Origin of the sequence: Echinicola jeungdonensis (genome assembly GCF_030409905.1) — a bacterium.
GTDB classification, from domain to species: Bacteria; Bacteroidota; Bacteroidia; order Cytophagales; family Cyclobacteriaceae; genus Echinicola; species Echinicola jeungdonensis.
Genome location: NZ_JAUFQT010000002.1, coordinates 242963 through 256745, shown reverse-complemented (window position 1 = coordinate 256745; position 13783 = coordinate 242963). Strand labels below are relative to the sequence as shown.

13 protein-coding genes are annotated in these 13783 nt (G+C 37.9%); 2 read left to right on the top strand and 11 right to left on the bottom strand.

The window, feature by feature from the left end; genetic code table 11:
• Positions 1-135: 135 nt before the first annotated feature.
• The 3 genes from QWY93_RS14330 to QWY93_RS14320 are packed head-to-tail and all read right to left on the bottom strand — an operon-like array spanning position 136 to position 1865.
• Positions 136-1188 carry a RagB/SusD family nutrient uptake outer membrane protein gene (locus QWY93_RS14330; RefSeq protein WP_290249052.1) on the bottom strand — a complete coding sequence of 351 codons (1053 nt, stop codon included), beginning with the start codon at positions 1186-1188 and terminating at the stop codon, positions 136-138.
• Positions 1189-1212: 24 nt separating this feature from the next.
• Complete coding sequence (locus tag QWY93_RS14325; protein WP_290249051.1) at positions 1213-1485, bottom strand: RagB/SusD family nutrient uptake outer membrane protein; 273 nt, start codon at positions 1483-1485, stop codon at positions 1213-1215.
• Positions 1482-1865, bottom strand: a complete 384-nt coding sequence (locus QWY93_RS14320) for an RNA polymerase sigma factor (protein WP_290249050.1) — start codon at positions 1863-1865, stop codon at positions 1482-1484. Before QWY93_RS14320 ends, QWY93_RS14325 begins: the two co-directional genes overlap by 4 nt.
• A 398-nt stretch (positions 1866-2263) precedes the next feature.
• On the opposite strand from QWY93_RS14320, the gene QWY93_RS14315 reads away from it, so the two are divergent.
• A complete protein-coding gene (locus tag QWY93_RS14315) occupies positions 2264-3340 on the top strand; it encodes a fatty acid desaturase family protein (protein WP_290249049.1) in 1077 nt (358 codons plus the stop codon).
• A 162-nt stretch (positions 3341-3502) separates the two neighbouring features.
• Here QWY93_RS14315 and QWY93_RS14310 read toward each other — a convergent pair whose 3' ends face one another.
• The 7 genes from QWY93_RS14310 to QWY93_RS14280 form a co-directional block, all read right to left on the bottom strand.
• Complete coding sequence (locus QWY93_RS14310; RefSeq protein WP_290249048.1) at positions 3503-4291, bottom strand: gluconate 5-dehydrogenase; 789 nt, start codon at positions 4289-4291, stop codon at positions 3503-3505.
• Between the two features lie 243 nt (positions 4292-4534).
• Entirely contained in the window at positions 4535-5374 is an 840-nt protein-coding gene (kduI, locus tag QWY93_RS14305) for a 5-dehydro-4-deoxy-D-glucuronate isomerase (protein WP_290249047.1), read from the bottom strand.
• Positions 5375-5791: 417 nt separating this feature from the next.
• Positions 5792-7048: a BT3233 family polysaccharide utilization protein gene (locus QWY93_RS14300; protein WP_290249046.1), complete on the bottom strand. Its 1257-nt coding sequence runs from the start codon at positions 7046-7048 to the stop codon at positions 5792-5794.
• A gap of 184 nt (positions 7049-7232) precedes the next feature.
• Positions 7233-8252, bottom strand: a complete 1020-nt coding sequence (locus QWY93_RS14295) for a LacI family DNA-binding transcriptional regulator (protein ID WP_290249045.1) — start codon at positions 8250-8252, stop codon at positions 7233-7235.
• A gap of 790 nt (positions 8253-9042) precedes the next feature.
• A complete protein-coding gene (locus QWY93_RS14290; RefSeq protein WP_290249044.1) occupies positions 9043-9240 on the bottom strand; it encodes a hypothetical protein in 198 nt (65 codons plus the stop codon).
• A 96-nt stretch (positions 9241-9336) separates the two neighbouring features.
• A complete protein-coding gene (locus QWY93_RS14285; RefSeq protein WP_290249043.1) occupies positions 9337-9978 on the bottom strand; it encodes a carboxypeptidase-like regulatory domain-containing protein in 642 nt (213 codons plus the stop codon).
• Positions 9979-9998: 20 nt separating this feature from the next.
• Positions 9999-11087, bottom strand: coding sequence for a phytase (locus tag QWY93_RS14280; protein WP_290249042.1), 1089 nt, complete (start codon positions 11085-11087; stop codon positions 9999-10001).
• 450 nt (positions 11088-11537) lie between these two features.
• Here QWY93_RS14280 and QWY93_RS14275 point away from each other — a divergent pair, with 450 nt between their 5' ends.
• Positions 11538-11876 carry a hypothetical protein gene (locus tag QWY93_RS14275; protein WP_290249041.1) on the top strand — a complete coding sequence of 113 codons (339 nt, stop codon included), beginning with the start codon at positions 11538-11540 and terminating at the stop codon, positions 11874-11876.
• A gap of 445 nt (positions 11877-12321) precedes the next feature.
• Here the strand turns inward: QWY93_RS14275 and QWY93_RS14270 are convergent, their stop codons facing one another.
• Positions 12322-13779, bottom strand: coding sequence for a DUF1593 domain-containing protein (locus tag QWY93_RS14270; RefSeq protein ID WP_290249040.1), 1458 nt, complete (start codon positions 13777-13779; stop codon positions 12322-12324).
• Positions 13780-13783: the final 4 nt, after the last annotated feature.

Here is a 13783-nt window from a genome sequence, read left to right as displayed (position 1 = left end):
AAACCAAATTAATAAACCCAATTAAACTCAATTATCTTAATTGGGAAGTATGCAAAAAAACAATTGCTTCCCGGCCACTTTTTTAAGCAGTTGTATTTTTGAATGATAATGATAGAAAGATTAAGATTATCTTATTTAGGAAAAGGAGAAAAGGCCATATTCATGGCCTTTTCCTTTTGATTCACTACTAGTTCCAACCGGGGTTTTGTTGAAATTCTTCTCTATTGGTGATCCATCAAGGTGAGACTGGGGAATAGGCCTTAACCTATGGAAATCCATGATATTATCATCTGCATCTGTATTATACATTCTTACATATTCAATGAGCTTGCCTGTTCTTTTCAGGTCAAACCAACGTAGCAATTCGCCACCCAGCTCACGTCCTCTTTCTTCAAGAATAAAGTCCATGTCCATATCAGCAGCAGATATTTCCATTTGGGTTTCAAAGCCGTCCTTAGCCCTGTTTCTCCTTAGCATATTCATATATTCAACTGCCTCCGTCATATTACCAGCCTGCATGGCCGCCTCAGCCACGATCATGTACATCTCAGCAATCCGGATCACAAAGGCATCCCTTTTACTTCTGAACTCAAAGATAGCATCCCTATCCGTGGTACTGTTGTGCTTGTGCATTTCAATAAAGTTCCTGAAATCTGTCAATGAACCATCCGGATTGTAAAGGTCATTAATATCCATCACCTCATATTTGGTGGCTTTGCTGGCTTTAAATTCTTCAGATAGATCCTTATAGCTCCAATAAATGGCCGTATCTCCCTGAACCATATCAACATATTGGCCTACATCACCACCATTGGCATACCAAACCTCTTTAAAGGTTCCTTGGTAGCGTTGGTCAATGTCACTGTTAAACAGCTCCAAATACCTTCTCGTGCAGGCATAACGCTGAAAACCGATACTGTTGATTATATCCAGTACCATCCCTGAATGGAAATCGTATCTTGGAGTAAACATCAGGTGAAGCTGGTTACCACCTTCCTGACGGAAAGCATTGGCTTCAGTATTGCCATCAAATTCATCGTCAGAAGTATTGATGAGGTTATTCTCTGAATAGTTGACATAATAGATCATTTCAGAATTGGTAGAACCTTCACTATTATCAATATGCCAAAGGGCTGTATAGTCATCGAACAATTCGAAATCATAATCATCGATCACTTTTTTGGCCAATTCAGCAGCTTCGCTGTACCTTTCTCATGTAAGCAACATTCTTGCTTTGAAGGCTTCTGCAGCAGGTTTTGTAACTCTTCCTCCCTCATGGGCAATTCGGCCATCCAGGTTGGCTATGGCAATATCCAAATCAGAGAAAATCACATCATAGAAATCCTGAACCGGACTTCGGGTAGAAGTGGTTTCAACTCCTATTGTTGGCTCTGTGGTCAGGTGAACCCCACCCCAGGTTTCCACAATCAACCAGTAATACAAAGCCCTTAGGTAATGCACCTCCCCAAGCCTAATTTGTTTCATTTCATCAGACAAAGGCGATTGAGGAATCTCCTCAATTGCAGATGAAGGTGAGGTTCAAAATTTTCAGTAACTTCCTTCCTTTTCCACTTTTTTTCCTTTTTGATTTCCCGAAACATTTTATAGGATAAGGATTTAAAAAGATATACCTTTACATTATCTGCCTTTTGAAGGTTTTTATGGTATTTCCATAGGTCAATAAAAACTTCCTGAATACAGTCCTGGACTATATTCTGATCTGGTTTCAATGATAAACCATAGCGAAAAAGATCTTTGGAAAAATGTTTGTATAATCCTTCCAATCCCTTACGGTCTCCCTGCCTCAACTGATGCCACAGACCATTGGGATCTTCCAATTCAGTATGATGATATACTTCTTTCACGGGGTTTATTTTGGGTATTTGTCAAATGACACAACAAAGTAGGCAAAATTATCTTTATCAACAACACAAAAATCCATTTAATAACAATCAGACAAATTTCAATATATTTTACAGTAATTCCCTTAAATAATTTTGGACGCAGACCAGAAAATCAATTAAAGTTTCCTTCTTTATTACCCTAACTAAAAAACATTGAATTTTCTATTCAACCTAAGGTTATAAAATAAAATCAATTATTTTTAATACTGGTAGGAAAATCCCAATATCTCCACTTAATTCGTAAAAATTTAATTAAAATAATCTCCCAATAATCAGTCAGGGAAATTATTTCAACAATAAAACGTTGTATTTATAGAGGTTAGATAGAATCTAAGCCTAAATTCACTTAACCCCCATTTATGGACCGTTCCATCAAATTTGTTGATACGGGTAAATCCCTTTTCTTCGCAACAATTAGAAAAAGAATCGACGAGTATTTCAATAATCAAAATATTTCTAAAAACGCCAATAGCTCCATGGTTTTCAAAACTTTGATCTACCTTGGGCTGTTTGTCGGCTTATATTTTCTGATCGTACTGGATATTTTCCCATTATATATTACATTAATATTGGCTATTGGCTTAGGCATTACTATGGCTTGCATAGGGTTTAATATATGCCATGATGCTCTACATGGGGCTTATTCCTCAAAACCTGCCATCAATAAATCTCTTGGATTTCTGTTTCATTTGATTGGGGCCAGTGTTTATGTTTGGAAAATTACCCATAACAAAGTCCACCATACTTACACCAATATAATTGGCCATGATGGTGACCTGGAAGTAGCTCCAGGGATAATCAGGATCTCCCAGGAAGAAAGAGTCAAAAAAGCCCATCGCTACCAGCATATATATGCCTTTATGCTTTACAGCCTAACTTCTTTATCCTGGTTTTTCAGGAAGGATTATATAAAATTCTTCAAAAAAGAAATTGGGGCTCACAAAAACAAACATCCCAAAATCGAATATTTTAATCTATTCTTTTACAAGGCATTGTATTACATCATATTTATCATTACTCCATTGGTGCTCATGGATATAACCTGGTGGCAATTTCTTATTGGTTTTATTTTAATGAATGTGGCTGAAGGATTGGTTCTTGGATTAGTATTCCAACTGGCCCATCTGGTAGAGGAAACAGAAATGCCCCACCCTAGCACTTATGAAAATATTGAGGAATCCTGGGCAGAACATCAAATGAAAACAACCGCGAATTTTGCCCGGAAAAGTAAAATCGCCACATTTCTTTGCGGTGGGCTCAATTTCCAGATAGAACACCACTTATTTCCCAAGGTTTGTCATATTCATTACCCAGCCATATCAGAAATTGTGAAAAGTACCGCACTGGAATTTGGATTGCCTTACCATGAGAACAAGACTTTCTTTTCAGCTTTACAATCCCATTACAGGTTCCTAAAAAAAGCAGGAAGAGCTTAGTGATTGGTTATTAGGTTATTTAGTTCAAAGCTCAACCTTTGTTCTATCAATTTATCAATTAACCAGTCAACCTTTTTTATCTTTTATTACACCTGAATCAAAAAAAAACACCCTCAAATTAAGTTTTGAGGGTGTTTTTTTATTATGAATTTAAGGAAAAATTTATTCCTCACCATGTGGTTTTCCGATGGTTGCTAAAATACCTCCATCTACATAGACAATTTGCCCATTTACAAAGTCACTGGCTTTACTGGCCAAGAAAACAGTGGTTCCCTGCAAATCCTCTGGATTACCCCATCTGCCGGCAGGAGTTCTATTGATAATAAAGTCATTGAATGGATGGCCATCTACCCGGATCGGAGCAGTTTGACTGGTTGCAAAATAACCAGGTCCTATGCCATTAACATTAATGTTGTATTTGGCCCATTCAGTAGCCAAGTTTCTGGTCAACATTTTCAGACCACCTTTTCCTGCAGCATATGCCGAAACGGAATTACGGCCAAGTTCACTCATCATGGAGCAGATGTTAATAATTTTTCCGCCCCCATTTTCTTTCATACTTTTTCCCACTCGCTGGGACATGATAAATGGAGAAATAAGATCTACCTCCACTACTTTTCTGAAGTCTTCAGGATCCATTTCTAAAGCCGGTACCCTCATGATGATCCCTGCATTGTTAACCAGAATATTAATAGGGCCAAACTTCTTCTCAATGGTCGTAACATGCTCATCTACCGCTTTGGCATCCGTAACATCAAACAAATATCCATGAGCTTCAATACCATTGCCTGCATATTCTTTGGTGGCATTGTCAATTTTTTCCTGGTTGATGTCATTGAAAATTAAAGTAGCCCCACTTTTGGCCAATGCTGTGGCCATGGCCATTCCCAGTCCGTGTGTTGCACCTGTCACTAAGGCAACTTTGCCGGACAGATCAAATAGTTCTTTCATAGTTTAGGTTTTTTTATTGTTTTTATTGGATTTTTAAGGCCTGATTCAAATTCTTTCCAAACATTTCATGCCCCTTAAATTGGGGACAAAATGTCCTTCAGTGCTTTTGAATCTTTTTATAGTGGTTAGGGTATTAATTTCTTATAGAAGCTAAATATTGCTTCAATTTTTAAAAGTTGATCGGTAAGAAAAAGGAATAACCGGCACAGTACTAAAATTCTGAACTCTGCCGGTCTTCTTTAATTATTTCATATCTACAGGAGCTACTTTATCCATATCACCATAATCAAGGTTCTCCCCTGCCATACCCCAGATAAAGGTATAATTGGAAGTCCCCGATCCTGCATGTATGGACCAAGCAGGAGAAATCACCGCCTGGTGTTTTTTCATCCAAATGTGTCTCGTTTCATCCGGTTGCCCCATGTAGTGACAAACCACGGCATCATCATCCAAATCAAAATAGAAATAGGCTTCCATTCTTCGGTCATGGGTATGGGCAGGCATGGTATTCCATACACTTCCGGGTTTCAATTCTGTCATACCCATTTGAAGCTGACAAGTATCTACAACACTATTTACCAATAGCTTATTGATCACCCTGTGGTTGGAATTTTCCAAGGATCCTAATTCCACTTTTTCTGCATCATCCAAACCTACTTTTTTGGTAGGGTAATCTGTATGGGCTGGAGCAGAATTAAAGTAAAGTACAGCTTGCCCCTCAGCAGATGGATGGAAAATCACCTCTTTGGTTCCCTTGCCAATGTACAAAGCTTCTTTTCTTCCCAATTTATGATCCGTGCCATCAACAGTAACCAAAGTGGAATCTCCAACATTGATCACTCCGAACTCCCTGCGCTCAAGGAAATAGTCAGACTTAAGCTGATCTACTGTTTCCAGTTCCAAAGATTTGGTTACTGGATAGATCCCACCTACGATTAAGCGGTCAAAGGTACTATATACCCCGTTAATCTGATCCTTTTGAAAAATATCCTCTAAAAGAAAATGATCACGGAGTTTTTGGGTATCGTACCCTTTTACATCTTCCGGATGCGATGCATGTCTCGTTACGATGTTAGTATGCATTTTTTTATTGTTTGTTTTAGTGAATTTATTTTAGTGCAATCGATTACTTTATTATTTCTCTTTTTCTACCCATGGGCCAAATCCCAAGGAATTTAGGATTACCCATTTTTCATTGTTTACAAAAAAAAAGGAATCTAAAAAGGGAAAGTTTCTTCAAGTTACGGTTTTTTCTCCCCCTCCCCATAAGGGAGAGGGAGTTTTATCCCGAATTATTCCCTTCTGGATGTCTCCAGAGAAAGACAAAACTAGTAAATATACCAAATAAGTAAAACTTCGAAAGCATTGTCTTTACGATAAGGCGACCTGAATTATTCCGCAATAGACTCTTTGTGTCTTTACCTCAATGAAATAATTGGCAATGCGGACATTCCGGTTTCCTTTGGGTTCTTAGCGGTTAGTTATATTAAATTTTTCGGTTTATTTTTTTTTGCCTTTAACCTTAACTTTTAAGGGGTTAGACAACTTGTTTTTAAATTGTTCAAGATAGGCATCCCATTCTGCTTTGTTTTCAATTTGACCACTTTTATCCCAGCCAAATCCAGCATAATAAGTCAGTTTATTATTGCTTGGATCTGTCATGATCAGCAATTGGCTACCATCTTTATATTCCACCCGGTGGTCTTTAAATCCCTGGACCAATTCTGGATCAATAACCACCCCTAATCCCAAATGATGGCCATCCATGGGTTCCCAATACCTAAAAATACCTTTTTCTTCATTTGCTTTCACCTCTCCCTCTTTTTCATGAAGGGTAATGCCTATGGTGGGATTTGGAATTTCATTTTCACTGGTAAATGTAGATTCAAACCTGGAGAGGTTACTTCCTAAATCAAGACTAATCCTTTTTGTTTCCTCAACCATTTTTCCATTTACCTCCCAAGGAGCATACTTTAATTCAAAAACTGTACGGATGGGTCCAGTAGCTCTGGTTTTATACTCCACAAAATTTTTTGAAGTAAATAAGGAATCATCTTCCCAAAAGCCTACCCCACCAATTCCCCTGCTGGATCCTACATGGTAAGGATCATATCCTTCTCCGGAATCAATATGATAAGCACCGGGGTTTTCCTCATTCTTTTTGTACCATTTATCAATAATGGGATATTCAACACTTTTTAGCCAGGCATCGATTCCACTGGAAAGCGTCCCACCAGGTTCCCCCTCTTCAATTCGCCTTTGAGCTTCCGGCCCATAAGTCCGGAAAGCCACTTTGTCATTTTCCCATGTGTAATCATCGGTTCTTTCTGGCACAAACCTGGAAAAGGTGGTCAATTCTGACTCTGGCTGCTGCTCCCTCTCTTCCAAAGATCTCAAAATAAATTCCTGAGAATTATTGCCCGGGATATCCACTTGAAAAATTAATTGGTCCAGAGAATTATCCCCATCCAGATCTATCCACTGGCTCACCAAAAGATTTTCTGTGTCTGGATTTTCAATTACAAGATTGTTTGCCCCAAATTTTTCCAAAAGAGGTTTTACCTTTTCAACAGCAATTTCTATGGTTTCAGATTTTCGCTCATAGTTTTGGGTGTTTTCAACCACAATAATCAGTTCATAGGTTTTTTCAGTTTTGCAGGCACTGAATATTCCTATACCGGCAAAAGTCAGTAAACAAAATCGATTTAATAGACTTGTTTTAAATAATTGATTAAAAGGCATTTTAGATTTCTTCATTTTGTAAACCTTTAAATATTAGATTTTTCATTTCATATAAAACTAGTTGACCAATTAGATAAAAAACATTTTTTGCATTTCAAATCTATATTGCTCCCTATTTTTTCCTTTAATCGGCATCAATCCTGTTTTGAATAAAAAGGAATATCTATTCACAGGCAGTAGATTAACTCCAATAAAAAAACTACTTATGACTTGACTCTCTTACTATCAGACTACCTGGTAATTCCGCATGTATAATCTTGTTCCTTCCTTTTATATTAGTCAATTGTTTGAGCATTATTTCCATTAACTTATCTGCAATGGATTCAATAGGTTGAGACAAGGATGTAATGGTAGGGGTATATAACTCAAAAACATCACTATCATCGAAACTAACCACCCCGATTTGTTCCGGAATCTTTACCCCTTTCTTTTTCAAAACTTTCAATCCACTCTTAGCCAGGTAATTAGTTGCAAAAAACAATGCATCCAATTGTGGATTTTCTTTTAAATAGGTTTCCACTAATTCATCAGAACGGTGAGCTTTAAAATCTTTAAAAGAAACTTTAAAAATACTTTTTGGAAGATCATAAAGGTCAATGGCTTTTTCATAACCGGATAAACGGTCTTTCATCTGCGACTGGTTGGACTCCAAGGTAACATAGCCAATATTCCTAAAACCTCCTTCAACCAGATTTTTAACCGAATTGAAGGCACTTTCCTGGTTGTTAATAATCACATGGCTGACATCCAATTCCTCAAAGTAACGGTCAAACAAAACTACTGGAAAATCCTCCTCCAACAGCTCATGGATTTCCTGTTCAAAATCTGCCGGTGGGGTAATAATGTAACCATCCACCTGGCGGTCCTTGAACAATCGAATCAAATCCCTGGCTTTGTCTTTGTCATTTTCGGTGCTACAAAAAATAAGTTTATAACCATTATCATAGGCTTTCCCTTCCATTAACCTGGCAATACTGGAAAAAAAGGCATCAGAAATATCTTCAACCATAAAAACGATGATCTTGGATTTTCCTGTCCTTAAACCCTGGGCTAATTGGTTAGGTTGATAACCAACTTTTTTTACATAATCTTGCACTTTTTTAATAACCTCATCACTGATCCGGTTTTTGGCTTTATTATTTAAAATAAAGGACACTGTGGTGATAGAAACATTTAATTCCTTGGCTATATCAGTTATTGAAATCTTTTTCTTTCCCATAATGCTTTAAAGTTAAGAATTAAATCGTTTTCCTATAGCATCACCTCTACATGACTTAATCTTTTAAGGAAAAATTATTGTAACCCAAAGTGAGTTTCCCATTTCTTTCAATAAAAAAATTTTTCATTTTGTTCTAACATTTTTTCCAGGGATGAATAATTTAAATCATTATAGAATAAAAATCCAAAGTTTGTAAAATGCCAAACGATTTAAAATAAAAAACATGAATTTAAGGGATGAAAAATTCATGTTTGTAAATTTATTGCTTTTTATTTTTCACCCACCTCCCACCCATATTTTTAAAGCAGGGAGTTCGACAATCCCAAAAAATATCCATTAGAATAAACAATTAGATTCCCTTATTCCAAAACTCACCTTTTAATATAATTATGGCTGTCCTATCATTTAGAAGGTTTTATTTGCCTTTAAAGGTCCAAGGTTTATTCCCGGAAACGATTTCCAAATCCTCCTTTCTAGATTGGCTTCCTATTTTGAACAGTGATAAAAAAATGATATTAATTTATTTGGAGTTAATGGGTCAAACAAAGCATTTCCCCCACAGGGATACTTTTTATTTAACATAATATAATCAAAAAAAATCAGGAATATAAGAAATGCTTATTCCTGATTTTGTTGTTTAATTTTCAATTATTTTATGAAAAATTAAATTTATCCCAAAAACAATTGTCATCTTTATTTTATTCAAAAACGTCAAATTTCAAACCTATATTAAACCGGGCATTGTAAAATTCCTCCTGCATTGTACTGGAACTGATACCCTGATAATATCTTAATGGTTGATTGGTAAGGTTATTCCCCTCAAAGAAAACACGCCATTTTGGGGTAAAGCATAAGAAGCATTTACATCCAGGAAGCTTTGCCTATCATAATACCGGTCTTCAAAAGTTTCTCCACCCAATTCATCCAAATAATTGCTGGCATAGTTCCAGGAAGCCCTTACCACCAATTTTTTTGTTTCATAAGACAAGAAAGCATTGAACCCGAAATCCTTAAACCATTCGGAGCTTTTCTGGTCACCAGGTTCACGGATCCACCAATAGCATCCGCATCAATCCTGCCTTGTTCACCTCAATAGTTTTGACATATCAGAGGGAATCAGGTCCATTTGTACCATCCTGTTTTCCGCCTCTGATGAAGGAATTCTTTCCCCATTCAGGGTTACCGAATTCAATTGTGGGGCCATCCCCCGGAATATAATATCCCTGGCTTCTCCCTGGTCATTTTGTATGGTAATTCCTGGTATCCGCTTAAGCGCATCCCCAATATTAGCATCAGGAAAACGACCGATCTGGTCAGATGAAACAATATTGGTAATATTGGAATTGGTTTTCTGCTGGTTCAAAGCCTTTGCCTGACCTTTTAGCCGATCCCCAAAAACTACAAACTCTCTTCCTTCCAACATCCCTGGCTGCATTTCAAATACCAATTCTTCAGTTTGGCCATTTTTAACCTCTACCCATTGATTTAGGGTATTATAGCCCAGGTAGCCCACTTCCAATTGGTATTGCCCGGCAGGTAAACCCACCAGCAAAAACTTTCCCTCCTGATCGGTAACGGCCATTTTTTGGCTACCAACCAAGGTAATATTGGCCCCGGGTAAAGAAAGGTTTTGATTGTCTTTCACCTTCCCTTTGATGACACCCTGAGCAAAAGCAACTTGCAAAGATCCCAAAAACAGGATCAAAATCAGTAGATGATTTTTCATAAAAAACTAAGTTTGTATGGTTATTTGATTGTTTTTAAAGTGTCAGCAGCCATGTCCTCCCACTTGTAATACTGAAAGGTTTTGTCATCAGACATGGCTACAAAAAGTCCCTTGGTAAAAGTGGAATCCAACTTCACACTGACCAATTCGGATCCATCACTGCTGAGTGTACGGGTTTTGATTTTGGTCAAAAGTTTGTGTTGATGCGGATTATTTTCACTTCCTTCCCGTGGGAACACATGGAATTGATTGGCTTCCTGATCAGAAACCAGGATATACCCTGTCAAACTATCCAATTCATAAATGCTGATGCCTTCATGGTCTTTGGTAAATCCCTCTTGGGCAAAAAGTGCCAATTCCTCATTTCCTTTTTCCGGCTGGGCATGGTATTTCCTCACCCCAACACCTTCATCAGAATAATAGACATAGCCCAATTTTTGGTCCACTGCAATGGCTTCTATTTCTTTTTTCCCACTGAACTGACCAAATTTCCTGACTAAATCAAGGGATAGTTTTCCATCCTTGTTTTGGATTTCATATTGCCATAGGTAAGTACCATCTGTTGGGCCATTTTTTCTTCCCGCAATGACATAATGTTTCCCGCTTTTGGAATCATGGTAAAGGGCTATTCCCATTAAATCCCGGTATTCCTCCCCTTTTTCTCCTTTAAAAATTTCAATTCCTCCCTTATGGATTTCTTTCATATCGGGAAGGGAATAAAATCTCAACTTGGAAGTCAACCGCTCACCAGTTACAGCAAAATCCACCAAGCTGTCCCCAAGCTTCAGTCCATATCCCACATCTACATTATTGGGTCTTTGGATGCCTTTGGCCATCAGGGAATCAATAATGTTTCCTTTCAAGTCAAAAACATAAAGGGCACCATCCTTATCCTTATCGGTCCCGATCACCAAACTTTTGGCAGGGTTGGATTTATTGACCCAAATGGCTGGGTCATCAGAATCATGTTTGACTTTTCCAGTCACATAAACAGGCTGGACTACTTCCTCAGTATAAATCGCTTTATCATTATTGGCAGGTGCTTGACATGCACTTACCTGGACTAGGGCCATCAAGGCCCCGGTTAGGGTTTGTAAAAAGTTTCTCATTACAATAGCTCATTTTGTTTGAGCTGCAATTATAGGAGGTCCCTCAAAAAAACTCACTTAAAAGGCCGTTATCAAAAGAATAAGAATGGGGTGGTTGCTTCTAACAAAAAAGTAATATTGGAGGTATTGGGTCGCCTGGATATTGACGCACCACAACTGTCAATAAAACAGAACCGAATTCAGATATTAAAAATTGGAAATGGAGAATTTAGAATGATGAATTGTCTTTTCCAAGATGCCTGAATCACATTGACTGATACCAAATACTACATTATTCAAATGCCAGATACCGTTTTCCGATATTCTCAAAATGAGCATTTCCCTTCGAATTCCCTAAAAAGTACAAAGTAAAAAGCTGGTTCTATCAAGGATAAATCTTAAATTGAATTAGATAAATTAACCATTTACCCAAAGCATTATTTAACCTCAAAAATCAAAAGAATTTAGGATATGGTACCCATTAACAAATCGATAACATTTTCCGGACTCAAAAATTTGGAATTGGCATTTATGGCCGAGGTCAACAATCCAAGGGAAAATATTCTTTCACTGACTTTTATAGACACCAAGAAGGAATCAGGGAAAACTTTTAAGCTTGGTTTTGAATTTGAAATGTCTCCAAAACAGGTAACAAGGTGGTTTTGTAAAGGAGAATTCGACAATGGGAAAATTGATAAAAAGACCATGGAAAGAGAAAAAAATGTTGACCCAATTTCCCTGGAAGAGCTTTATGACCAAATCATTGATGAGGTTGAGGAAATTTATTCAAAATGGTTGGAGGATGAATGAATGGGCATAGAGCTTCTTTTGCCCAAATTATTTCCTCTGATCACTTCAATTATTCGAATTTATTTCTAGAAATTTCCCAATAGATATTTGGGGTGAAGTTTACCACTCCACCCCAAATATTAAGGCCAATCTAAAATTAATTTTACTCAGAATTTACTAAAATAATTAAATAAATTCGTGCTAATCCGTGTAATTAGTGGACCATCTGGATTAGTGGAATAATTTCGCCTCCTATTTTTATCATTCTATACTATTTAAATACTTCTCCAACATAGTGCACCCATCCTGAGCCAGGTTATTCCTATCTTCTGGATTATCCTTGTTCAGTCCATTTTCAATTTCCCATTTATCTGGCATGCCATCATGGTCTGAATCCTTTATTTACTATGAAACAATATTTCTATTTTTTAAAATTAATCCAATCAAACCTGGAAAATAGAGATAATCAATCTACTGTAATAATTACCCGGCGATACCGGGTCAATTGGGGTGTCCCATTGTCCTTCACCTCGCAAATCACATGAATTTTCGCTCCAGTTTCGGCATTTCCTGGGACTTTAAAGAATGCCTTCTGTTGGTCGGCATTTTCAATATTAATTTCTCTATTAAAACTGCTGGCCTCCTTGTAATACCACCATTGATAAAAAAGCTGATCATCGTCGGGGTCAAAAGTACCTTCCGCACTTAATTGCAACTCTTTTCCGGGTTTAGAAACTAAATTTTCGGCATGGTTTAACCTTACTACAGGAGGGTGGTTGGCCTCCTCAAAGGATTTTACACACCAATCGGCACGGGCAGCAAAATCATTTTGTAATGCGTCCATCCATCTGGTCATCGGTTTGAAATATTCCCTCATTAAATCCTGATTCTCCGGATACTGTTCCCGCATATACATTCTTCCCCATGCAGAACCGGTGTACCATCTGCCTTCTGGATACTCATAACCTGAAACAGGCACAGAATCGAGATAAGTATTGTCGCGAACGTTCACATAACGACCGCCCCAACCACCATAGTCGGGCGATTCCATATTTCGCAATCCAGTAGGGATGGTATGGATAAATGCAGGTGAATCTCCTTCTGAACGGAAAGAGCCCTTCTGTTTAGGATTGCCTGCCCCCCATCCTTCATTATCATCCCCACCTTGGTATGCCATATATAGAGAGCAAAGTGGCCCATGGTTTTCAAGGATATTAGATTTCATCCAATCAACTTTAAAGTAGTCGATTTTTTTGTCGGGTATGATTTTATCCCATTGGTAAGCGATTGCCCAGAATTGGTCACTTATTATGGTCAAAATATTGTATTTGCCCCAATGTGGACGGATATATGATTGGTAGGTCGAATCCTGTTCCCAAATGAAAAAGAACCGGAGTTTATTGGCAATATATTCCATCTTGTCAGGGTATTCTTCCTCTATGGTTTTTAAAGCCCTGGCAATTGTATTTGTGCCTCCCCATGCCTGTAGCCAAATTGGACGATCATCTGTTTCGTCCAATAAAGCTTTTACGATTAATTCAGAGCCTGCCGTTTTCTCTTCCATTTCCCCTTCAACCTTTACATTCCCCAAGACTGTCCGCTTCCGAAGGTATTCAGGCGTGGGATAATCGGGATCGTGTTTAATTAGATTCGGATAGACCTGCCCATAAGCTTCCAGATAAGGATCTGCCCAGTCATCACCAGCCCAACGGTGCCCATGCGAGTGGTACTGCGAACTCGAAGAAATAATCCCTTCAACATCCCATTCGTTGGCATACAATAAGAACCTAACCAGAGAACATTGATCGTCTATTTCGGCATCTGAAGTGACGATGACCCGGGTTTTTGCATTGTTGTCCTGAGCAAGTGCTCCTCCTGTAAAAACCAGAAATAAGAGACCTATTATTACAAATTGCTTATTCATGATG